General features: G+C 42.2%; 23 protein-coding genes. 1 reads left to right on the top strand and 22 read right to left on the bottom strand.

All coding sequences use genetic code 11. The features are described from left to right. Positions 1-65 precede the first annotated feature (65 nt). The gene (locus T433_RS0105380; protein ID WP_081778381.1) at positions 66-1,133 is read left to right on the top strand and encodes a DUF4238 domain-containing protein; all 1,068 of its coding nucleotides are present in this window, start codon (positions 66-68) and stop codon (positions 1,131-1,133) included. A gap of 70 nt (positions 1,134-1,203) precedes the next feature. On the opposite strand, the gene T433_RS0105385 is transcribed toward T433_RS0105380, so the two are convergent. The 22 genes from T433_RS0105385 to T433_RS0105490 all read right to left on the bottom strand — a co-directional run bounded on the left by T433_RS0105385 (position 1,204) and on the right by T433_RS0105490 (position 21,922). Beyond that, the gene (locus T433_RS0105385) at positions 1,204-1,722 is read right to left on the bottom strand and encodes a glycoside hydrolase family protein (protein WP_027455138.1); all 519 of its coding nucleotides are present in this window, start codon (positions 1,720-1,722) and stop codon (positions 1,204-1,206) included. Further along, positions 1,719-3,908 carry a type IV secretory system conjugative DNA transfer family protein gene (locus T433_RS0105390; protein ID WP_027455139.1) on the bottom strand — a complete coding sequence of 730 codons (2,190 nt, stop codon included), beginning with the start codon at positions 3,906-3,908 and terminating at the stop codon, positions 1,719-1,721. The genes T433_RS0105385 and T433_RS0105390 overlap by 4 nt, the downstream gene beginning before the upstream one ends. Before the next feature lie 24 nt (positions 3,909-3,932). Beyond that, complete coding sequence (locus T433_RS0105395) at positions 3,933-4,580, bottom strand: hypothetical protein (RefSeq protein ID WP_027455140.1); 648 nt, start codon at positions 4,578-4,580, stop codon at positions 3,933-3,935. A gap of 21 nt (positions 4,581-4,601) precedes the next feature. Continuing rightward, entirely contained in the window at positions 4,602-5,111 is a 510-nt protein-coding gene (locus tag T433_RS0105400) for a hypothetical protein (RefSeq protein ID WP_027455141.1), read from the bottom strand. 3 nt (positions 5,112-5,114) lie between these two features. Continuing rightward, a complete protein-coding gene (gene traN / locus T433_RS0105405; RefSeq protein ID WP_027455142.1) occupies positions 5,115-5,960 on the bottom strand; it encodes a conjugative transposon protein TraN in 846 nt (281 codons plus the stop codon). Between the two features lie 23 nt (positions 5,961-5,983). After that, positions 5,984-7,210, bottom strand: a complete 1,227-nt coding sequence (gene traM / locus T433_RS0105410) for a conjugative transposon protein TraM (protein WP_027455143.1) — start codon at positions 7,208-7,210, stop codon at positions 5,984-5,986. Continuing rightward, complete coding sequence (locus tag T433_RS14745; RefSeq protein WP_081778382.1) at positions 7,188-7,610, bottom strand: hypothetical protein; 423 nt, start codon at positions 7,608-7,610, stop codon at positions 7,188-7,190. The genes traM and T433_RS14745 overlap by 23 nt, the downstream gene beginning before the upstream one ends. Positions 7,611-7,622: 12 nt before the next feature. After that, positions 7,623-8,237 (bottom strand): conjugative transposon protein TraK, encoded by a 615-nt coding sequence (gene traK / locus T433_RS0105420; protein ID WP_027455144.1) that lies wholly within the window; start codon positions 8,235-8,237, stop codon positions 7,623-7,625. Between the two features lie 20 nt (positions 8,238-8,257). Beyond that, positions 8,258-9,388, bottom strand: coding sequence for a hypothetical protein (locus tag T433_RS0105425; protein ID WP_027455145.1), 1,131 nt, complete (start codon positions 9,386-9,388; stop codon positions 8,258-8,260). A gap of 1 nt (position 9,389) precedes the next feature. Then, entirely contained in the window at positions 9,390-10,133 is a 744-nt protein-coding gene (locus T433_RS0105430) for a DUF5045 domain-containing protein (protein ID WP_044109282.1), read from the bottom strand. A 58-nt stretch (positions 10,134-10,191) separates the two neighbouring features. After that, positions 10,192-10,917: a hypothetical protein gene (locus T433_RS0105435; protein ID WP_027455147.1), complete on the bottom strand. Its 726-nt coding sequence runs from the start codon at positions 10,915-10,917 to the stop codon at positions 10,192-10,194. Next, on the bottom strand, positions 10,910-13,459 hold the full coding sequence (locus tag T433_RS0105440) for a GumC domain-containing protein (protein ID WP_027455148.1): 2,550 nt from the start codon (positions 13,457-13,459) through the stop codon (positions 10,910-10,912). Before T433_RS0105440 ends, T433_RS0105435 begins: the two co-directional genes overlap by 8 nt. Then, on the bottom strand, positions 13,456-16,173 hold the full coding sequence (locus tag T433_RS0105445; protein WP_027455149.1) for a TraG/VirB4 family ATPase: 2,718 nt from the start codon (positions 16,171-16,173) through the stop codon (positions 13,456-13,458). The genes T433_RS0105440 and T433_RS0105445 overlap by 4 nt, the downstream gene beginning before the upstream one ends. A gap of 106 nt (positions 16,174-16,279) precedes the next feature. Continuing rightward, positions 16,280-16,582 (bottom strand): DUF4133 domain-containing protein, encoded by a 303-nt coding sequence (locus T433_RS0105450; RefSeq protein ID WP_027455150.1) that lies wholly within the window; start codon positions 16,580-16,582, stop codon positions 16,280-16,282. Between the two features lie 26 nt (positions 16,583-16,608). Next, on the bottom strand, positions 16,609-16,965 hold the full coding sequence (locus T433_RS0105455; RefSeq protein WP_027455151.1) for a DUF4134 domain-containing protein: 357 nt from the start codon (positions 16,963-16,965) through the stop codon (positions 16,609-16,611). 121 nt (positions 16,966-17,086) lie between these two features. After that, positions 17,087-17,440, bottom strand: coding sequence for a DUF4134 family protein (locus T433_RS0105460; protein WP_044109284.1), 354 nt, complete (start codon positions 17,438-17,440; stop codon positions 17,087-17,089). Further along, on the bottom strand, positions 17,437-17,886 hold the full coding sequence (locus T433_RS15860; protein ID WP_052357008.1) for a hypothetical protein: 450 nt from the start codon (positions 17,884-17,886) through the stop codon (positions 17,437-17,439). Before T433_RS15860 ends, T433_RS0105460 begins: the two co-directional genes overlap by 4 nt. 216 nt (positions 17,887-18,102) lie before the next feature. Further along, positions 18,103-19,002 carry a toprim domain-containing protein gene (locus T433_RS0105470; RefSeq protein ID WP_027455153.1) on the bottom strand — a complete coding sequence of 300 codons (900 nt, stop codon included), beginning with the start codon at positions 19,000-19,002 and terminating at the stop codon, positions 18,103-18,105. A gap of 45 nt (positions 19,003-19,047) precedes the next feature. Then, positions 19,048-20,154: an AAA family ATPase gene (locus tag T433_RS14755; protein ID WP_044109286.1), complete on the bottom strand. Its 1,107-nt coding sequence runs from the start codon at positions 20,152-20,154 to the stop codon at positions 19,048-19,050. A 2-nt stretch (positions 20,155-20,156) separates the two neighbouring features. Continuing rightward, positions 20,157-20,624: a helix-turn-helix domain-containing protein gene (locus tag T433_RS0105480; protein ID WP_044109288.1), complete on the bottom strand. Its 468-nt coding sequence runs from the start codon at positions 20,622-20,624 to the stop codon at positions 20,157-20,159. After that, on the bottom strand, positions 20,587-20,991 hold the full coding sequence (locus tag T433_RS0105485; protein ID WP_248616490.1) for a helix-turn-helix domain-containing protein: 405 nt from the start codon (positions 20,989-20,991) through the stop codon (positions 20,587-20,589). Before T433_RS0105485 ends, T433_RS0105480 begins: the two co-directional genes overlap by 38 nt. A gap of 160 nt (positions 20,992-21,151) precedes the next feature. Beyond that, entirely contained in the window at positions 21,152-21,922 is a 771-nt protein-coding gene (locus tag T433_RS0105490) for a hypothetical protein (RefSeq protein WP_027455156.1), read from the bottom strand. Positions 21,923-22,197: the final 275 nt, after the last annotated feature.

Consider the following 22,197-nt stretch of genomic DNA (forward strand, 5'->3'; position numbering starts at 1 on the left):
ATTTTTCACTTGAAAGGTAATTTAAGATGAAAGTAGTTTAGGAATGGTGATTGAAATGACTATATATGGCAGAAAAGAAAAACCATCACTTTGTTCCTCAGTCTTACCAGCGTTTGTTTTCAAATGATGGTAAAAGCATAGGTGTATATAATATAAAGAAGAATCTTCTAATTAACCAATCTTCAATAAAAAACACAATGAGTAAAGATTACTTTTACTCAAAAGATCAGAATGTAGAAGATGCTCTTGCAGAGATAGAACGTTTATGCATGTTAGCATTCCATAAACTGGATAATAATAATGATTATAACTTACATGAGGTTGAACGATTAAATATCTTAACGTATGTGATGATGCAACTTGGTCGAACAGTCTTTATGTCCGAAAGACTAAGTGATGATGTAAATGAAATGTCGTTAGAAATATTTAAGCGGTGTACTGGTATGGAACAAGTAGATCCTCATTTAGAATTTCGTTTTGATGAGCCTTCATTATTTTCATTAAGTGTCTATGCTGGTATGGTAGTAAACATGGCTGATTTGTCATTCAAATTAGTTTGTATAGACTCTAAATGTGAATCTACTTTCATAAGCTCCGATTGTCCTGCTTTTATTATTAATCCATATTTTGATTTTTTAGGATATGCTGGAGTGAAAATACTTGGCTATAAAGGCGTATGTATAATGATGCCACTAACCCCGAGGCTGTTGATATTGTTTTATGATTCAAGTGTATACAAAATTGGAAACAGAAAAGGTAAAGTAATGATAAGTGAGTCTAAAGAGATTGAAACAATCAATATGCTTATCGCAAATGAGGCAAATGAACTACTCGTTTTTAATCCAAAACATGCAATAACATCGTCATTAAAAGTTTTTGCTCAAAAAGCAAAATCAAATAACAGACCATTCAAATTATATTATAATACACAATGTAAAATTCGCTTTTTTCACATTCTTGATAAAGCAAAATCTCTAAACATAAATTCTTGTTTTCAAGAAGATTTGTTTAGAGAATACACAAACTATTTGTCAAAAAATCCTGATATTAAAAATGATCTTGAAAAGTTAGGAGGTTCTGCATCAGAAGAAGACCGTCGCAACTTTTATGAGGAACTGAAAAAAAGAAGATAAAATTTTCTATCGGCTAAGCTGCCATAATTCAAAGTATTGCATAGATACAACTCAATACGTTTGCATACAATCATTCAGAATATAGAAGTAATAGCTCTGCATAACGACGACGTACAATTGAAGGTCTACTTTTGCCCTTCCAGTGGCAAAACTGGACGTAATCGTCTTTGAAATTTCGGTTTCCAGCCTCTATTTTCTTCAGAAGTATGCTTTTGGGATATCTTGTTTTGCTTCCAAGAATCCTATAAGGCCCAATATTATATGCTAATGCAGCGAGTAGGAGGGAGTCTTTTCCGTAACGCTGGAACATAGTGCATAGTTCTTTCAGGTCTTTGCGCAAGAGCGCATCAGCTTCCCTCAGAGACATATTAGAAGAGTAATGCTCTCCTGGTCTTAGCTTGTGGCCATAGCCAACATAAGGATAATCCTTCTTACGATGGATTCCCTCATAATATTTGATGCAGCAGACAGCTCGCTCAAATGGTTGTAGTGCAAAAATAGATGCTTGTTTTGGCGACTCATTTGCCTGAGCATCCATGCCCAGACAAAGAGTAAGGAATAAAGTTGTTAATACTGTTCTGAAAATCATTTGGTCTTGAATTTGTTTATTTCGTCTATCATGTTCTTCACGTCGAGATTAACCTGGCAGAAGTTCTGGTATAAGATACGTTCTTTGGCATCTTTTGACGGGAATTTGTAGAATTTGGGTAGTTTGAAGTTCTCGTAATCGGCTTCTTCTGCCTGTATCTCCTTCATGTCAAAGTCAGTCTTGCAGTAGAACTTTGAGGTCTGGAACTCTGCTGATTCCTGTATGTTCATAGAACCATTTCGCCCTGTCTTTGTCTTGATGAAGTCACGAGCCGTCTGACCAGCTATCCATCCTGTAGGCATATCCGAAATCTTGGATGCAGGAACAAGGCTGTCCATGTTCTCATTCAGGTTGATGGAGGTTTTATCTCTGTCGATGGTTACACCTTTCTTCAGTTGAACCACCTTGCCAAAGATGTCATTGGATAACCATTCAAGTGTTTCCTTGGCACGTGCAGAGCCAGAAACGACATTGCCTACAGTTGTAATAACCTTCTGCATTCCTACCTTGCCATAGTCAGATTCAAGCTGGGGGAGTTCCTGAAAACCGAGAGCGACACTAACCTTGTTGCTTCGGGCAGTACCGATAAGACGGTCAATCTTATGGAAATAAAGCGTAGGCAGCTCATCGACGATGATGCTTACAGGAATGTTCTTTCCTTGACCAGTATTGACACGAGTGACCAATCTGTTCAGGATAAGGGCATTCAATGCGCCAATAATGCTCTCCATTTCAGGGTCATTGGCAATAAGAAGATAGCTTGGATTTGCAGGATCACTGACTTTCAAATCGAAATCATCACCATCCTTGTGAAAAATCCAATAAGATTCCTTAGTGGCCAGTCGTGAAGTATAGACACGCAGCGTACCAATCATACCTTCCAACTGTTCCATCGCATTATTCTTCATGGCTGTCTGGAAAGGGCCGAGAAGTGGCGCAACCTCTGGGTCTGTCTCTAATACCTCAAAGATTATCTTGTAGTCCTGATTGAGGAAAGAGAGAATATGAGGCATGTCACTGTATTTGCCAAGCCAGTAGGCAGGCTCCACCTCCCTGCCTGAATTGTCAAAGACACGGCCTGTTGGCTTCGGTCTGTGTGTTTTGGGTTCTTCCGTCATCTCTGCAATCAAGGGATTGCCATCCTTGTCATAAGGCACTTTCTTGTAGGACACGAAGAAATAAATGCAAGCAGCCAAGAAGTTGACAGCTGATGTCTGGAAGAACTGGTCACTACCGCCACCACCTTCCTTCTTTCCCTTCTGTAGAGATTCAAGCAATGTCTCAGCCGTTTCACTGGCAGCAGCAAGGTTGCCTATGTACTTCTGCTGGATTGGGTTTACACGGCGTGAATACTCTACATCCACGAAGTTGATGATGTTGAACTTGAAATCTCTGCCAGCCTTTTTGTTGGCGGCAAGGTTCTTGCGATAATGGTAGTATAGCTTCTGGGCAAGTGTAGGAAACTTGTAGTCGTACACTACCATAGCAAAGCCCTTTGCACTATGCTGACGGATAAACGGCTCTATGATGCTGAAGGTCTTACCAGATCCAGGAGTACCGACAACCCATGTGCCACGGAAGGGATTCACGATGTTCACCCATCCTTTACGGAACTTTGACTTGTAGTAATAGCGCATAGGTATATTCACGCTATACTTATTCTCGATCAGTTCCTGGCATTGCTCGAATGATTCGTTCTCGAAGTTGAATCTGTCTTTCAGAAGCCCTTCCTTTAGGAACTTCGAGATATTATCAAGTGCTACATGAATCAGAATGGTTCCAAGGATGGTAGTTGCCATGTAAAGCCAGATGTTCAGCGGAATCATGTAGAATCGCATGTCCATTCGATAGCCGAACAGCCAGACGGACAGGATTGTAATACCAACACCACTGACAAGTGGATAGAGAACCTGCCGTCTTGCATCAAACTCCAAATGCTTCTTATTCCTGGTTCCAATACAGGTGATGCATATAATCACGAATGTTGCAATCTTACTCCAAATAAGATTCCCATCCAGATAGATGAACCATCGTTTGATTCGGTCGTGGACATCGCAAACTATGCCGCCCCAGTAGTCAAGCAGTTCCGGGTCAATGGCATACTCGAAAAACTCTAAGAGTAGCGACACATATATGACCGCACGAAATATCTTATAGGCAGTTTGAAGTTCTTTGGTTTCTTCCATTTCTTACTTAAATCGTTGCAAACTTTAATTGTATAAAGTGATGATTGGGCGTACTTTATGTGATTGTTCTTTAGGTGTTTCTTGAAGTGCTCCAGAAGCAAGAGAGAACAGCCATGCCTTAGCCGATTCCATATCTTTCACCTCAGTTGAAGTCCAATACCAGCACTCGTCAGGATCGTCAGATATGACATCGCCGCCACACTTTTTGATATAGTCATTTACCGTGTTCTTTGCTCCATAAAGTAGGCGTATCTCGGCCACTGATGGTATGTAGGCACTCTGTCCATATTGCCACATGTCAAAGACTGCTGTTGCAGCTGGAGATACTCCAGATGAGTACATGGAATGAGTATTCATGTTCCCGTCGAAAGCGGTAATGTTGGCCGAAGTATTATGCTTAACACCGATACTGTCGCTGTATGCTTCAGGCGCAATGTCCCAAAGATAAACGGCATAACCAGTTCCCTGTGCCTCATTATTCTGGTTGATATGAAACACTACGGCAATAGGCTGTTTCCTCTGACTCTTCATGTCTTCATAGCGCACAACCTTTCCGTCTGTACATAGTATGTCACAGGTCTTCATTGCCGTATCAGGAAACTCACGGTGTTCGTCGCAACTTGTTATGGCTACCATCATAAGGGCAGCACAGATAGTATGTAATAGCTTCATTTTACTCTGTATTAAGTTAGATTATCTTGTAGGAATTTTGAATCCAAGGGTAACTCCAGTACGGAACAAGTCCTTTCTGTCAGGCAGCATCAGGTCACATTTGGCTTGCCAATAGAGCACCCATCCGTGTCTAAGAGCATAATTGTGCTCGTAGCCAACGTGGATGCCCCCTAAGAACTTGTCTGTATTACTACCAGCACTGGCTCCGATGCGTAGATTGCCATGATTGTTACGACCTCGCCACACACAAGGCTTGTAGGCTACACCAACACCCCATGTTCGGTAGTTCTTCCAGAATGATTCTGGACAGACATGACCGCAGCTTTCGCACTCATCCCATTTGAGATAGCCATTAACAAAGTATTCCCAAGCGTTATGGTACTTGGTTTCGTGTTCCCATGAAAGTGTAGCATCGAGTCCACGCTCATAGAGTAGTCCCATGCAAAAGGTAATCCTGTCACTATGTGACTGAGCAAAAGATGAAAGGGAAATAGAACCCAAGATGGCGATAATAGCAAATAACTTCTTCATTGTTTAGTCCTCCTTCAGTAAAATAGCGTTGAACGAATCGGCATAGAGGACATCCTCATAGTCAATGTTGAGCATGATGGTACGTCCACTAATCTGCTTCTCTGAAATCTCGATAGATAGCACCTTGTCATTGGGGAAGGTCATCTTCTTCAGAACAACGACGTTACGATAGCCATACTTGAACGTCTTGCTTTGGTCGAGGACAAAGGCAGGAGTAAGCTCGATAATCTGCGAGTTAGTAGCCTTCGACTGCTTTTTGTCTGCCAGTTTGAAGCGCATTTCATCAATGTCAAAGCGAATGTTCGTCTTGTTCTCCACAGAGAAGTCCAGGAAGAAGTATTCTCCAACGGAATAGATATTGTTCAGACGTATCATCATTCTATGCTGTTTGGTACTGACATTACGGATTCGGGCAGTCGAGTTCCAAATGGAACGAGCGTACTTTGCCATATCCTCAGTACTCATTGATACGGATGGATTGTTATACGCTATTCTCTCTTCTGGCTGGATTTGCTTATCAGTAACAGCTTCCTGAAGTCTGGTTGTATAGAGAAGGGCATATTGAGTTCGGTATCTTTCTGTGACAATGGTGACAATGGCAAGCACTTCACCATCGGCATGTGCGCCCTCCTTGGGCTTCAGTCGGATAGAGTTGTTAATGGGTTGGTCACCAACCACCATGTCGGTACTGATGTCAACGAAACGGATTGGCTCAGAAGCCGTGATGACGGTAGTCACCTGTTCGTTAACAGTGAGTTGTTCCATCTCTTCATACGTCTGCTGTGCCATCAGAGGCATTGCAAACAAAGCACAGATTAGTGATGTGCCGATTTTCTTGAAAGTCTTCATGTGCATTTTATTTGAAAATTGTTTTAATCGTTTTTCTTCTCTTTGCCGTTGACCAGATAAACAAAAGTGCCATATTTAAGCTTTGCTGAGTTCTTCTTAATGGACTTGCTAATGGCATTGCTCGTCTTCTGTACGGCATTTGTGATTGCTTGGTTGCCCCATTGAATGAGAGAGTTTCCTGTTGTGGTTGAACTTGACGTTAGAGCTGAAGAGTTGTTCATGGCTCCACTTGCTACGTCCTTCGTGGTCTCTCGGAAATTACTGCTTGGGACATATAGACCTTCCAATCCGTCTGTGTCGTAAATCGAAAGGTTGACCTTGATGATGTTATCATTGATGAGTATGCTCTTGATGTTTCCCTTGACACGCTGACTGCCAAAGCCACTCATAAGTGCATAGATGTACGTTCCCTTGGGAACTACAATGTCATTAATTTCAATGTCATCAAGCAGACGAAGCCTTACACGAGAACCATCTACAGCCTTTACGTTCTCATCAATGATGGCTTTGATAAGGTTCGGTTCAGGGTCATTCTCAGTAAGAGTATTGAAATAATCGGAAGTGACTTTGACCTTCTTCACTACCTCCTGCGCTTCATCATCATCAGAGACTCCTTTAACAGCTCTTTCATTCACGCTGATTTTACCTTCTACTTTGTCTGAAGGTTGACTGTTTGCAGGTGCATTTTCAGCATTATTATCAGTTGGAGGTGTCATTGCTTGCTGACCTTGCAGTCGTGCCTGAGCAAGCGCACGGTTGAGTTCCTCCATTGCTTCCTGTTCACGCTGCTGACTACGAGCGAGACGGTCAGCTTCAGTCATGCCGCTACCATTCGCGATTTCTTGACCTTTTTGCGCACTCGCTTGTAGGTGTCTCTCAATCTCAGCGAGCTTCGCGGCTTCCTGGGATTCGAGTAATTGACGCTCCTCGTCTGAATACTTGGAGTCGTAAGATTCTTTTTCTTCTTCATTGTTTCTGTCTATATTTTCCATTGCAGTTAAGTCATCGATCTTGCCGTATGACTTAACCATACTCTCATATTTGTTACCAATACCGTCACCCTTCATCTTCGCATCAGGCAATACAGGGTTCAGGTATTCTGTGGTAGTAAGGCTGTTGTCTGGTATCTCAGCCTTTTCCGTATGGAAGAGGTCAATGACGAAATATCCGACAAAAAGCAAAGGAAAATAGATGATGAGGGGCAGCATGTATTTTGGCTGCTTCCAGTTAATCTTCTTCAGAATGTCCATTGTCTTTATTGATTTTAGTTTGTGATTCTATGAACTCCTTGTTAACACTTACAGGCATGGTATGGACGGAACTGATAGCATGTTTAACTCGCTTATGTCGATTCCTGACCAACTCTTCCTGTACTTCAGTAGCAGATTTCTGAGACTGATGGGCATTATATACCTTGCCCATACGAATGAGATTTCCGGCGAAACTGAGAATGATGAAACCAAAGACGATGGCTAAGAAGAGCTTCTTGTGGTCATTGGCAAACTGCTGGATTTTGGCAGCTGCTTTGTCAATCTTTGTTGCTCTGGCAAACTTGCGTCCGGCATCGACCTCTCTTTCATAGCGGTCTCGATACTTCGGGTCATCCTTGTCGGGCATCTTTTCGCCCATAATCATTTTCTTCCAAGACATAGCTGTATGTTGTTAGTATGACATCTTTGTTTTCTGCTCAATGTCTTTATTCAGCAGGGTACGCCAGTTGGTGATAAGCAAACCATGAGGGTTATTGTCTGTACGTGGAACACGTTTTATCTGTCCTGCTGTCACCAACTCTCGCGTCAGGATGCTGGAACGACGTTCTATCCTCTGACGACCATAGTAGGTAAACTCCATCTTATCCTTGTCAAACTTGATGCTGTCACAGAAGATGCTAAAGACGGCACTCGTACCCATGATGTTAGAGTAGAACCCTTTTTCCTTCAAAGTGTTGTACTGTGCCAAACCTGTTTCATCAATCAGGTACATGGCTTTCTCCATCGTGTATTTGATGTACTTGTCATCAGGGGCAAGCGTGAAGAAGAAATGATGGAACATTTCGATATGGCTTTTGGCTTCCACATCGAGCGTTTCTTCCATCGTACTTCTTTGAACCAGGATAGGAACGTTACCATCCAACACATACACTTTCTGCTGTGCATCTGCCACCATCACACGGGCTGTCCAGATACTGGAGATACTGATGATGATGCAACCCACCAAGAAGAGGGAGCATATTATCATTACCAGTTTAATTTTGTTTTCGAGATTCTTGATAACCATAGTTTTACTATTTCGTTTATTTATAACATCTTACTAATCATGCCTTGGGTAGATACCTTTGCTTGCTGTGCTACACCTTCACCGAAGTTACGGGTAGAGAATGCCGTATCACCTTCAGGAATCATCCATGCTGCAAGGTCTGGTACAAGGTTTAGACATTTGAGTGCAACGATGCTTGCTGCCATCAGATAACCTGCTGAGAAGAAGGAGTTCTGAAGGTATGCTGCCATTGTCTGCTCACTCTGCGTAATGGCTTCAAGGTTTTCTACCTGAATACAGAGAACTATGTCAAAGAGCAACAGTACATAGAAGCCGACGAAGTACAGGCAAGCACCGTAGAAATGGACGGTGAGATAGCGTATAAGCCATTTCGCCCAAGCACCTTCCCATTTCGGGAGTAGTGAGAACGCCCATTGGATAGGCCCAAATATCGTAAGCATACCTAATAGGATCTGCTGGCAGTAGATGGTAGCCCACCAACCGATACGGAACACTATCAAGGCAATCAGCATGATAATCTTATCGATGCCTACGACAGCTCCAGCCGTAAGAGACGTGAACCATAGTTTTGAAGCATCCTGCTCCATGTTAGTCACTTCATCGACACCAGCCTGTTCCATTGTGCTCTCAATAAGATTGGGGTCTGAAGTACCTGTATGAGCCACGTCTGCCTGTGCCTGTAGAGCTGTGTACATGGTATCTCTAGTATAGATGAGTTCCTGGACTTCGGCGAACTTATCCTCTATCTGAGTAGATTCTGCCTCGTAGAGGTCATGCGTATAAGAGCCTATGCAGTTAGGAATGTATGATAGGAAGTCCAAAACGCACCAGCTGCTTCCGCTATTTGTCATGCCTGTATCTGCAGGTGGGTACCACCAGCATAGGATAATGCTGACAACAAGCGGCTTGAACAGCTTCATGATGTCAAGCGGTTCATGTTTCACCATCATCTTGTAAGCCATTCCAGCTGCTACAATGATGGAGAAGAGTGCTGCAAGAGCCATACACATCTGCAATATCCACCAGAAAGGCCCTTGTGAACCTGTGAAGGTAGCATCACAAAGGAACTCGTTGGTCTGGAAGATAACATCATCAATCTCCTCTTCAAGGATGTTGATGCCAAAGTCTGAAAGGATATTCGTGTCTGCCATATTATTCATGGATAATTATGCCGTTAGTATTTGAGCCACTATTGGAGTTACCTCCATTATTTCCCCATCCGGCCTCCCTCCAACGATTGTGAGCTGCCGTAGCAATAGCAGCACGATGGTCTGGCTTGTTATATGTTGCAGAAAGAAGATTTGCTGTTTTCGCTTTCTTGTTGAGTTGAACAAGATAGGCTATCAGCGTTTCATTCTGTTTGGTTATGTCTGCATAGATGGCAAGATACTCTTTCTTTCGCTGTGCATTGGGCATGTAAGCATCCTGAGTGGCTTTGATGGCACATTGAAAGATATGGTAATAGTCATTCCATCTGTCTTTGTCATGAATGGAACCACCAGCACTGACAATACGGTTGATATTGGTCTGGAAAGCGTTTAGCTTATCAGTTATCTTTGACCCTTCAGCTAACCAGGCAATGTCAATCTGGCGGTCTGCTATATTCAAGGCTTCAATCTCTGCACGTTTAGTTAATGCAGCCTCTATGGAGTCCGCATCTTCTACCTGAGGATAGACTGCTACTCCTGCAAGAGTACGGTAGGTGAGCTTGTTCTTTGATGCTGCTGATTTCTGGTAGCTGTGATGGGTAGCCCAATAGTAAAAGTCGGGGGTGAGGCATCCAGCACCAACCTCCTGAACCGTAATCTGGTTCATCTTAGTATTGTCATGATTGTAGGTCACATAAGACTGTGCATTTACTTGAATTGTTACTATCAATCCAAGTAAGAATGTCATTGATTTCAAATAGATTATGTATTTTCTCATAAAGTGATGATTTAATATCTGTTATGAACTAATATCCGAGGTAGCCAGCTCCTTTCCATCTTCCAAAAGCACCTTCGATAATCTCCTGTTTTGTCTTAGCACGATACACCTGACGTTTCCAATATCCTATACGAACCTGGATGTATTTCCATGTGTCGAAGTAGGCTTTGTTCAGATGTTTCTTTATATTGTCGAGGGACTGGTTTATACTACTCAGAACCAAGATTAAGTCAGATGTAGAACAGGCAGCAGCTCCTGTGGCATAGAGAACCAAATCACTCACAGACTTATATAAATTGTCTCCTTCATCAGCAATCTTTGCCAAAGCTCTGGCATTGATGGTGATGATAAGCGTATCGGTACTGACAATGTTTCCTCGCTCCAGACATTTCTTGTTGAAATCTTCAAGCATGTCCTTATAATCACCAATACGGTCACTGACTGTCTCATAAGTGTTATAGACATTGAGACTTGTTCGCAAGGTCTGATATAATATATCTATGACATCAAAGGCACGAGTGTATCTGTCGAGCTGGGCATTGATGTCTTTATAGCCGATATTTGCGTCACTTGAATAGTCATGCAGCAGTTTGTTGCTTGCTTCGAGGGTAGAACGGACAAGCAGAAGACTACGCTGTTCCTTATGGTCATAGATATAGGCTTCGACGGATGGTATATCGAAACCGAACTGTGCTCTCGAAATGGTAGGAAACAATGACAAGAGCGTAATAGCTATGATAATAATTCTATTCATCTTCATCATCGTATTTTCCGTTATAACTATCTGAATGGCTGCTATTGGCAGCATGTCTGAGCCAACGCTTCCTGCATTGCTCTACAAGAGTAAGTCTGCGGCCTTGTTCATCATTGATATAGGGTGCAATAGTCCTCAATATGTCAATGATGGAATGCTTGTAATGCATCATTTTCTCCAGAGAAACAAGGTCTGCATATATCTTCGTCAGGCGAGTGTCGATGTCTCGCGCAATCTCCAGACGGTCGCTTGACCAAAGAAGATGGTAAGTGTCATCCGTATCATCAGCCTCTACAGGTTCTGTCTTTGCGTATTCCACAGACGTATCACAGTTGGGATATTCACGGGCAATCTCTGCAATCTTGGCATTTACTTCAGCAGCTTTTTCCGCATCGCTCTTCTGCGGATCGAGGTCAAGGACGGCTACAACTTGTGTATCGCTGTAATCAGTAGTAAGTGTCCATGCTATCTGTACGATGGCACGGTGTATCTTGATGCCAAGGAAATATTTCGGGCCACGAGCTATCGAGACTGTTGCCCTGAAGGTGATAACTCCATTGACGTTTGGCATGGTAGCTGTACGGACGAAAGTGTTACCTTCCCAGGAACCACTGCCATTCCATGTAAGATTATAAGCTGTCTTATAGTCCTGCATGATGGCAGGTATTCGATAATAGTCATCTGTTTGGGCAGACTCACTGTTGATAGCCTCCTGTTTGGCTTGATTGTACTGAGCCAAAAGGTTTTCCCAATTACTCTTTTCTGATGTAAGAGAGGCAATCTGATTCTTGTTGGTATTATATTGCTGCCTATAGGTGGCTGCATCATTGATACTTGCATTGGCTATCTTCTTGATTAAGTCTGCATTTTGAGCTTCCAATGCAGCTATCTGAGACTGAAGCATGGCAATCTTACTCTCTGCCTCGCTGATTTTTCCATCCAGTTCAGAAGTGTTAAATCCAGATTCTGTGATGGAGGTGGACATGGCACATTGTTTGGTGTGGTTACTTACAGAACCACCACAACTGCTGCACTTGTATTGGGTTGAACCCTCTCCAAGTTTAGCTCCATCATGGCAGGTCACGCTGATAGTGGCAGTTTCGCAACCTGCAATCTTCTGGGCATCGGTTGCCTGATAGTATTTCTTTGAATCTGAACCGATGTAGTAGGTGAAACCTTCCTCGTTGTCATTATAGTCAGCCAGACGAGCATTCAGACCAGCCTTGAAAGAAGCCAGATCCATCGTATAGGAGTCAAAGACATCCTCATATTTGATTTCTGTGTTATTCCAAGACTTTGTGACATGAATCTCGTAGGCATAAGCCTTGGCATATTGTCCGCTTCGGCTCTTGCTCAGAATATAGGCACTGCTCCAATAGTTGATATAGTAATAGAAGCCGTCATTACTGTTATTCAGCTGCTGGACTCGGCTACGACTCCACCCGGCATGATTCTCGGAGTTCTGCAAGGCGGCTTCCCATTGGCTGCTGTTTGGATAGAAGTTTGCGTCTCTGGTATCAATGCGATACCAATGATCTCCATAAAGGATGCTGTTATCATCGGTAGGAGGGTAGTAGTCGCATAGATTAACACTTCCTCTATCCACACGATAAATATACCAACGCTGGGTATAATATTGTCCCATTCCCTCACGGGCATAGTCTGTTAACCATGCCGTAGCGTTATAATTGGAGAGATTGAACAGGTTTGCTACTGCATCCTGACCACCAATCAGGTTAAGTAAAGTACCACCTGTATTGGTCGTAATGTTCTCATACAGGTTATATACGTTATCAGCAACCTCTATGACACTGGCTGTTTTATCCATGATAGTGCCACTAAAGTTACTATTTGCCAGTATTGAGTTGATAAGATTGTTTGCTCCAGCTGTGGCAATGTTAACGCCCATTGCATAGAGGTTATCAAGGTCTTCCTGAAGACTCTCTTTGCTGAAATTTGAAGGTATATCACCGATATTATCCAGAATGGCTTTCCAATCCACATCGCCAAGCTCTGAAAGCTTCAGGATGTCCCTAAGTTGCTCGTTGATTTCAAGAAATGCAATATCCCTGAAGCTCAGACTGCTGTTTGTGACGATAGACTCAAACTGATAGCACAGATTTTTCGTCTCATCACAAACCTTATAGAGGTAGGATCCCCAATACAAGGCATTTTGGGGACTTTTGAGCATCATTCCAGCTACAGTCCAAATCTTCGGCATAATCTTAGCCGAAACCATGTGATAAATACGTCGATAGTAATAGTTCTCTGTGCTGCTTGTCCAAAGTCCAAGGTCAGTCAAAGCCTTGCGGTCAAGGAACTTACTCGTAAAAATGCCAGCAGCAGCTACCTCTGCAGCCTGATAATGCTCTCGTATTTTGGCTATCTGGTCTGCATAATACATCTCTGTGGCAGCTTCAGTATTGAAGGATGCTACCATCTTAGCTACAGTTTCCTTATCAAAGTTGACACTGTAGTACTGTGCCTTGGCTGTTGCCAGGGCACAGATGATAAGAGAGATTATAAGCAGACATTTTTTCATGTATAACGCTTTTCAATTGGTTTTAAGTTCAATACATGCCCTGCTTGATTTACCTTTTGGGCAAAAGGCAGAGATTTACTGATACCAGAACGATCCCAATCACGGCAATATGCCTCGATTGCTTGCTGATGGTTGCATTTCAGTTCTCGCTTGTAGAGCTTCAAGGCTTCCTTCTCGGCTCTTTCAGTGGTGTAAGTCATGTAGCATTCATGGGGTTCTTCGACTCCAAAGACGGCTCCAACACTTCCTCGACGGATGAATACCTCACGGAAGAAACTGCGTCCTTCCTTGTTCTCCAGTCGATTGATGGTGAAAATCTTTTTGCAGTCCACATCAGTTAATCCAAGGATAGCCTTGATTTCATCAAATCTCTCACGGAACTTGCTCTGGTCAAGCAGCATCACCACATCGGAGTTGTTGATGATGGCCTCCTTCACAATGGGACTGCCAACAATATCCTGAATTTCCTGTGTTACCACACCGACACTTGCCCAGAACTTACGTGCTGTCTTGTAGAGGTACTTGATGTATTCTGCCATCATAGGGCTGGCAATAGCTTTCCATGCCTCTTCAATGACAAGCACCTTACGGTTTTTCTTGATACGCATTTTCTGGATGAATACATCCATAATAATAAGCGTGACCAATGGGAAAAGCAGCGGATCATCCTTGATAGAGTCAATCTCAAAGACAATGAATGTCTCATCAAACAGTGTAGAATCTAGGTCTTCATTCAGGGTCTTATCGTGATTGCCACCTCGGTAGAAGTCCTTCATCATATAGCGATAGGTACTGATGTCGATGCCCTGAATCTGGTTTTCCTGACAGATGTCGGGAATACGCTGCACACTGAACTCATAGAAGGAGTTAAATGACAGTTCGGTTACAGGAAGTTGTTTCCTGCGACTTTCTATCTCGTCAATCTGTGCCTCGATACGTGCCATACGCTCATTTTCTGTTTCCCTACTATTGACATTCTTGTTTCGGTCATCAATGAGCAATCCTTTCCGCAAGTCTTCACGTTGGGGTGGAGTAAAGCCATTGAAGCCGTTGAAATAGACATCATAGTATTCTGTGATGACTTGCTCAATAAGTCTTTCCTCCGTCTTAGTGACAGTTCCTTGCGTACCTTTCCATATCAGCATGATAAGGTTCTTCAGGAATCCTGTCTTTTCCACGTTCAGCTCCTCACGCTTGATGCGGAATGGATTCATGGTGATGGGATGTTCTTCTGTATAGCTGATATACTTACCGCCTACATATTCACATAAGCCCTCGTAAGAGTTACCTGTATCAACCATGACAACATCGGTATTTTGCTCCCACATCTGACGGACTACGCTATTCATGTGGAACGATTTGCCGCTACCAGAAGGGCCAAGGCAGAAAAAGTTGGAATTATCCGTAATCTTGTTTTTGCCTTCCTTTCCGCTAATGTCAATAGCTACAGGTACACCTTGCCTGTCCGTATAGTAGATTTTGAGGGGTGTGTCTTCACTATGCTGAATATGCTCCTTGTACATAAGACAAGCAGCAGCGTCGCTTAAAGTGAGGAATCGGTCATAGTCCTGGTTCATACCATAACAGTTGCCGGGGAAGGAGTTGACAAACAACTCTAACTGATTATAGGCTCGTTTGCTGATATGAATGCCAAGGCGACCAAAAGCATTCTCCAGATGGTTCGTACATTTTTGAATGTCGGCATCCTTGGGAACACCTACAATCAAATTGAAGTGGGTATATACAAGCTGTTTGTTCTCTCTTGCTATAACATCCTGCACCTTCTTAATATCCTCTACAGCAATTAAATTACTTGGATTAGGCATACTGGAGTGGCGATTCTTCTTTTTGTCCAACAATGCCAACTCACGTTTCTGATTTGGCATGAAGAACATTTGGTTATAGACAACCACATCTGCTGATGGGATGCTGTCAACCAAGGACACAAGATCGACAGGCATAGCGACGTTGTTCACTTCAATATTGGTGAATGGCCTGACAATTGAAGGGATGTTAATGCAGTCCACATCAACAAGGCTATACACCTTACATCGACGATCGCCCATGGAAATAGTCTCGTCATCGACCTTGAAGTTGGTCATCGACACAATCTTGTCGTTAAAGTTCATAGAGAAATAGCGGTCAACGTAAAGACGAGCTTCCTCACCACCCAAATAGGCAGAATCAACGCCACTGTCCTTTAGGAGGTCTTTTACCTTGCGGATTTTTACAAGGAAATCTCGCCATTTCTTGCTGTCAAAGGACAATAGACGGCTCTTTTTGTTCTCCTGAGTGATAATCAGATAAGTCTGGCTGTCTGTATAGGTACGGCCAGTAAAGTATCGGAAATAGCTTTCAGAAAGAAACTCATGATTATCTGAGGTCTCATCCTTGAACTGCTTCCTGACAAACACATCCTGCTTGTGGATGGCATAACCTTCTCCAAGCGTCTGTGCAATAGCCGTAAGCAAATGAGTGAACTCATAGTAGCTGTCAATATTGGCTGAGTACTTTTGAACGGGATTCTCGATCTTGATTATAGCTGAATATTCACCAGTCTTCGTGTAGAGAACACCAATATCATCTACATCCTCGATGGAGAAGTAGATGTCCTGGAATATCTTCTTGCGCTTACCGCCAGTTCCAAAGGCATAGACAGAAATGGCCATGCCTATGAGTATCGCGGTAAATGCTATGATGACATATAGAATCATTCTTATCTCCAAATTAAGGCAGACTCACCCTGTCGAAGGGGCGAGCCTACCGATTACATTTATTCAGATTTCAATACACTTGCTCATAAACTACACTCGATGAAAATTACATTCTTCGTGAACAAGCGTAGATAAACACACCGTGGTCTTCTTTCTTTGTGTGCAGACCTTTCTTCTGTTTGAAGAAGATAAGTCCGGCACCAGTACAGAGAGAAACAGCAAGAACAATCAGACCAACAACAAATCCCAAGATGCAGTAGGCAATTATGAAGCCAAGAATGGCACCGCCAACAGCGCAAGCTGCCCATGTGATGTAACGCCCTTGGATGCCCATGAACTCCAGAGGTTTCTGAAGTCCTTTGAACATTGGGTAACTAACGTATTCGTTGTGTTCTGTTCCTGCTGCCATAGTGTGTATCTACGCTTGAATCTGGTTTAGAGACCGAAGAAGAGAGGCAGAGCCTGTGCAGCTGCAACGAGGAAGATGCAAGCACCGACAACCATCATAATCTTCTTCTTCACGTCCTGCTCCTCGTTGTTCATGGCGATGTACACGGAGATCGCACCGACAACGGCAACTACGCCGGCGATGGCATAGCACAGCTTCACTACATAAGGAACATACTTCGCAATCTCCTCCGTAACGGTGGAGAGGGCATTGGTTCCTGCGGTGTAGTCACCAGCTGCGTTCTGCGCAAAGGTTACGGCAGTACCGCAAAGAAGCATCATGGCGAGCATCTTCATGCGATTGGCACTGAAGAGATTCTTAGCAAACTTTTTAATTTTCTTCATTTCTTTCTTACGTTTTACAGATTTTGTTAATTACTATTCACACGATTCTTCTCTCTTGGCCATTTGAGATTTTTTGTTATCCTGTTTATTTGTTATCCTGTCATTTATCGTGTTCGTTATCCTAAACGATGTTATATCCGAAGAAGGCTGGGAATAGAATGAATGCTCCAATCATGAACAGACAAGCCCCGATGAGCATCATAATGCTCTTAGTGATGTCACCTTCTCCAGTCGTCATCTTGAAATAGATCTGCAATGCGCCGATGATGGCAACGATAGCAGCAATGGCGTAGGAGAGGTAAACCACATACAGCATCATTGTAACTGTATAGTCATGCGCATTCGCCAAAGCATCCGCTCCCCAGCTGTAGTCAACACCTCCACATTTGGCAGATGCTAACATTGGCTGGAAGAGCAGGATGCCAGCCGAACAAAAACCGACAATCTTATGTGTTACACCCAAACCTGTTTTCATATGTTATTCCTTGAGTAGAAGATTTTCGGACCACCAGGCTTCTGGTTGAGCAGCATGTTCACCATAACATCTGCCTTAGTTTCACCTGTGCTGTCAACATCCACGTCTTCCATTGAATCCTGCAAACGCTGGCATTCTTCCTCGACACTGGTATGTTCCTTCTTAATCTTTTCCTGGTACTTGTTGGCATCGTCATCATTTTCAATCCAAGTGACGGACGATGGTTCTTCCTGTTCTTCAGTGATATCATCATTAAGATGGAATCCATTAGCATCTTCAGTAATGCTAATAGGTTCTTCCTGATTCTGCATCTGACTGACATCAAAGTCTTCCTCTTCTGTCTTAGGAACATCTTTCTTCGCGTACAAATCCTGCATGATGATTGCGGAATAGTAGATGACATAGATGACTGTCAGAACTAATACGAATATGGCAAATGCACTCATTTTGATACTTGAATTTTTGGTTCGACTTAAAATTTGTGAGTGCAAAGGAACATAGATAAATCTACATAAAATGAAGAAAATTTGAATTACAATCGAATATTAACAGGAGTTTAGTTTTGAGTATGATATTGCAGAAACAATCATACTCGAAAAGGAATATAAACAAAAAAAGGAGCCTCGGTTGAGACTCCTTATTTACATAGCAGCACAAGCTGGCTACAATTCGGAATTAGGCTGTTTCACCAGATAATCATTCAAATCGTTATAGGGATTGAATCTATGCGTCTCATCAATCACTATATCACCAAGAATATCTTTCATAGACTGAAATGTACGCTTGCCACCATCGTCATTGTCGAGATATGAGTGTACATATTTATATGATGGAAGCTCACTCAAAGCCTTATCAAGGCAGTTGATGGAGTTCAATATCATAAAATCACATTGATAGGGCAGGCAAATACGGCTACTCTTTATATCGGAGAGCATCATGTACGAAAGGAAATCCATAAAGCCTTCGAAAATAATGATATGTTCCTGGATTTCCTCATTACTCTTCCTAATAAGAGTTATGTCCTTATGTCCTATACATCCTTTATAATATTGGTTTCTGATTTCGTACCCTCCAATTCTATTGCGAAAAGCGATACCGAAATAGTGCTTGTCGCGCAGGTCATAATGGACTTCGCAACAATACACACGGCTTAGATTCACATCAATCTTCCGCTTCATCATATATGATAACAGGGCTTGATGTGTAAGTGGATGGTACGCTACATTGTGCATCTGCCCAGACTCCTGCCTTTTAGGTGGCGCATCTTTCCGATGATAAATAGCGTTAATAAAGGAGTTGCTTTTAGGCGCAAGTATGGTAAGAGCTTCACTGGTGGTCTTCACATTGTATAACCCTTTTATCAAGTCGAGAATATCACCCCCTTCTCCTAAGCCATAGTCAAACCATTCATTTCTACTGGAGTCAACCTTGAAAGAAGGTGTGTTCTCACTACGAATTGGGGAGTTGTACCAATAAATGTGTCCCTTTTGCTTTACTGCCTTGTGTCCTTCCTGTTCAAGAAAGTCCACTAAATTGATGAGTTTGGCTTGTGATATATTCATAGCTTATAATGTAAGTATGCCAGTACATATATATAAACAGTCAAACTAAACTAAACCGTCTTCATCGGTATCTTCTGGCTGTTTTTCAGATTCCTGTTTCTGGGGGACATACTGGTAAGCCTTATCCGTCTTTAGTATCAGTCCCATCTCAATCAGGTATCGGAGCAAGCTGATGATGGTGTTTCGACCTCGTGAATAACCAATGTTAGAATAACCATCCATCAGGAGGTTAATCATCTTTGAATAACCCAGTGGAGCATTATCGCCAACAACGCTTTCAATAGCCTCTCGATGTTGCTCTTCCGTTAATCTGGAGAAGTGCATCTTCTTGTCACGTCTGGCAAGTTCTGCCTTGTAACCTTCCACATAGTTTGGAAGACCGTTGTTGTCGATGCGAAACGCAAAAGGGGCAAATTCCTTGTCTCTAATGAACATGGCTTTCACCTCGCTCATGTTGCTGTCATCAATATTCTTGGTAATCTGGAGCACAGTCTCAGCCTTGTTGTTCAACTCGGAACCAATATGGCCACGGGTGTTGTCATCGCCTTTGTTCAAGTGAAGCACTGTGTGAATGTGAAGGTCATAGAAACTTGACCATCGCATCAGATCATTGATAATGTCAAGAGCCTCACTTGGGTTATTGATGTCCCTGAGCAGGTCACGAACACCATCGATGACAACCAAGCCATATCGTGAATCACCACGTAATGCCAGGCTGATGATGTCTCGTCTCTGTTCAGGAGTGTACTCACGCAAAACAAAGAAGTCGATGAGTCCGCTTTCCTTGTTCAATGGGAGGTTGGCCAGCTTCAGTATTCGCTCCAGAACCTTATGACAATGGTACTTGCTCTGTTCCGTATCAATATAAAGAATCTTTTTCTTGTCTTCAGGTAAGTGAGCCTTATATCCAAGAATCTCTTTACCTGATATGGCAGCAGCAACAATAGCAGAAACGTTGAACGTCTTCTTACTCTTTGGCTTGCCGACTGAAGCACTGAAGTTTCCAAGAGTTGCTATTGTTGCCCCTCCACAAGTGATGATTTCTGGAGGAAAAGCATATTCCTCAGTAACCTTCAGCTTAATGTGCTTTAATAATTGTTCAAATGTCTTCTGGTCAATTCTCTGATTGCCTAATGTTGTTATGTCCATCATACTTATTTGTTTTTATTGTACAATCCTTTTAATACTTTATCCATATGGGTGGCAGCATATTCTTCTATCTCTTCATCAGATAGAACTTTGTGCTTGGCAATCCACCTGTTTAGGTCATCCCTTCGGATGAATACAGTTTTTCCATTGGGCTTGTAAACAGGTAATTCGTGCTTGCTCGTCAATTTATATACAAGGCTTGATGACAGCCCAAGATAGTCTGCAGCCTCATTAACAGAAAGGTATTCTTTTAAGATATACATCTTCCTTTCTATGAAAAGCAAGTGGGATGTAAGTTCTTTAAGAGTTCCAAATCTTCTGAGGAAATATTCAAGGTTGTTAAGCTTGTTTACAGCTTCTTCTATTTCAGCAGTTTGATCGAGAATACTTTTGGCTTGTTCGAGCCGATCAAGTAAACTCATAATCTGAACGTTTTCATTCGGATTCTTGGTCGGTGTGTCTGGTTTGCTCATTTTCTTGATCTATTTCGTTAAACACTCTATTATGTAACAACCAATCGTCAAGTTCGCTTCTACTGAAGTAAATGAGCTTGCCTGTTGGCTTATAGTGAGGTATTTTCCCACCACTGGTAAGTTTGTACATGTGAGATTCAGTAATTCCGAGATAATCACATGCTTCTGCAACTGATAATACAGTCTTTACCTCACTGTAGAACCTGTCAACATGCTCAATCGTTAGCAATCTTGGATTGATATAATCCAGCTTTTCTTCAATACAATGAAGTCGCTTAGGGATGTCACTGGCAATAAGTTCGGTTAGACGTTGATCTATAGAAACAATCATTTCCAGAGTACTGTCAGATAAAGTCTTACGTCTCATCCTAATCACTATTTAAGTTAAACAAAATGAAGGAAGCCCTCCGTTACCATTGTAAACTGGTTACGGAGGGCAAAAGTACGTGTATTACAGGATGTGGGGAAGAGAGAAACGTGAGAACCAAGGTGATTCTCTCGTTTACACCCTGACCATTTCTTTGCAGTTATTTGTTCGTGTTTCTTTTTCTTTGATATTTCTGACCGACTGACCTAACTGCATCATCAATAATCTTCTCTTGTGCCGACATCTCTAAATCTACAATTGAATATAATGCAGAAGACAAGGACTTTTGTGTTAATGTTCCTTTGCCTGTTGAACTTACAATGCTACAGTGATGGGCAATGACGTTCTGCCAGTTACGAATGATAAGGTTGTAGATGGACAATTGATCGAAGAAGAATGCCACAAGTCTGTTATTGCGCGAATGTAAAGGCATCGTCATTTTACCATCCAAAAGAGAAAGAAGGTCGTCTGCGTCGATTATTTCACTGAAGACTTTTGCTTCGTTACAGCATCGAGCAAGAATATCCAAATCTGAATGCTCCAAACAAGCACATAGATTATAATCTGAGGCTTCTCTTACTTTGGTTGGTGCAACATAGTTGCGAGAAGATGGAAGAGTAGTGTTGAAAAGATGTAACATATCCATCAACTCAACATCGCTTACGTTTTCCTTATTGAAGAATTTCTCAACAAGGTCTCGACGCTTCGTAAGCAAAGAATCAAGAATGTGATAGTTCTTCTGGTGCTCATTCTTGCTCCAGGCATCAATGGCATCATGGAATTCGTGGCTATAGACAAAATCATCAGCATAACGCTGATAAAGTTTGCCCTGGTTAACAACTTCGACCTGATAGAGGTCATAAGCTTCGTGGAGCATTTCGAGTAAGCCCGAATCACCACTCTTGGCAGTGGTCAAATGACCTGACCACATAAATCTCTCGAAAAAGAGAGAGAGAGAAATTTTCTTTTCTCATTGCTTTTGATGTTTATTAATGTGAATAAAAATATGATTTGAAGGCTTTCGCCAATATTATTTTTCAACAAGTGGTAGCAATGAGAAGTATCTCTCTCTAAATAGAGATATTTCATTAGTGTATGCAGTTTTTTCCAATGCATATACTGTTGTATGATGTTATCTATTTTTGGTTTATCCATAATTAGATTACTTAGATTGTTAGGTGACTTTTATTTTAATGCGAATGACAA

This window comes from Xylanibacter brevis ATCC 19188 (assembly GCF_000621725.1).
Taxonomy (GTDB): domain Bacteria; phylum Bacteroidota; class Bacteroidia; order Bacteroidales; family Bacteroidaceae; genus Prevotella; species Prevotella brevis.

Coding starts and splice junctions, on each gene's coding strand:
- T433_RS0105485 (WP_248616490.1), bottom strand. CDS start 20,991: ATGAGACGTAAGACTTTATCTGACAGTACTCTGGAAATGATTGTTTCT.
- T433_RS0105480 (WP_044109288.1), bottom strand. CDS start 20,624: ATGAGCAAACCAGACACACCGACCAAGAATCCGAATGAAAACGTTCAG.
- T433_RS0105470 (WP_027455153.1), bottom strand. CDS start 19,002: ATGAATATATCACAAGCCAAACTCATCAATTTAGTGGACTTTCTTGAA.
- T433_RS0105400 (WP_027455141.1), bottom strand. CDS start 5,111: ATGAAGAAGTTATTTGCTATTATCGCCATCTTGGGTTCTATTTCCCTT.
- traN (WP_027455142.1), bottom strand. CDS start 5,960: ATGAAGACTTTCAAGAAAATCGGCACATCACTAATCTGTGCTTTGTTT.
- T433_RS0105490 (WP_027455156.1), bottom strand. CDS start 21,922: ATGTGGTCAGGTCATTTGACCACTGCCAAGAGTGGTGATTCGGGCTTA.
- T433_RS0105450 (WP_027455150.1), bottom strand. CDS start 16,582: ATGGCAGCAGGAACAGAACACAACGAATACGTTAGTTACCCAATGTTC.
- T433_RS0105395 (WP_027455140.1), bottom strand. CDS start 4,580: ATGAAGCTATTACATACTATCTGTGCTGCCCTTATGATGGTAGCCATA.
- T433_RS0105455 (WP_027455151.1), bottom strand. CDS start 16,965: ATGAAGAAAATTAAAAAGTTTGCTAAGAATCTCTTCAGTGCCAATCGC.
- traM (WP_027455143.1), bottom strand. CDS start 7,210: ATGGACATTCTGAAGAAGATTAACTGGAAGCAGCCAAAATACATGCTG.
- traK (WP_027455144.1), bottom strand. CDS start 8,237: ATGGTTATCAAGAATCTCGAAAACAAAATTAAACTGGTAATGATAATA.
- T433_RS0105390 (WP_027455139.1), bottom strand. CDS start 3,908: ATGGAAGAAACCAAAGAACTTCAAACTGCCTATAAGATATTTCGTGCG.
- T433_RS0105460 (WP_044109284.1), bottom strand. CDS start 17,440: ATGAAAACAGGTTTGGGTGTAACACATAAGATTGTCGGTTTTTGTTCG.
- T433_RS0105445 (WP_027455149.1), bottom strand. CDS start 16,173: ATGATTCTATATGTCATCATAGCATTTACCGCGATACTCATAGGCATG.
- T433_RS14755 (WP_044109286.1), bottom strand. CDS start 20,154: ATGATGGACATAACAACATTAGGCAATCAGAGAATTGACCAGAAGACA.
- T433_RS0105440 (WP_027455148.1), bottom strand. CDS start 13,459: ATGAAAAAATGTCTGCTTATAATCTCTCTTATCATCTGTGCCCTGGCA.
- T433_RS0105385 (WP_027455138.1), bottom strand. CDS start 1,722: ATGATTTTCAGAACAGTATTAACAACTTTATTCCTTACTCTTTGTCTG.
- T433_RS15860 (WP_052357008.1), bottom strand. CDS start 17,886: ATGAGTGCATTTGCCATATTCGTATTAGTTCTGACAGTCATCTATGTC.
- T433_RS0105425 (WP_027455145.1), bottom strand. CDS start 9,388: ATGGCAGACACGAATATCCTTTCAGACTTTGGCATCAACATCCTTGAA.
- T433_RS0105430 (WP_044109282.1), bottom strand. CDS start 10,133: ATGACATTCTTACTTGGATTGATAGTAACAATTCAAGTAAATGCACAG.
- T433_RS0105380 (WP_081778381.1), top strand. CDS start 66: ATGGCAGAAAAGAAAAACCATCACTTTGTTCCTCAGTCTTACCAGCGT.
- T433_RS14745 (WP_081778382.1), bottom strand. CDS start 7,610: ATGTCTTGGAAGAAAATGATTATGGGCGAAAAGATGCCCGACAAGGAT.
- T433_RS0105435 (WP_027455147.1), bottom strand. CDS start 10,917: ATGAATAGAATTATTATCATAGCTATTACGCTCTTGTCATTGTTTCCT.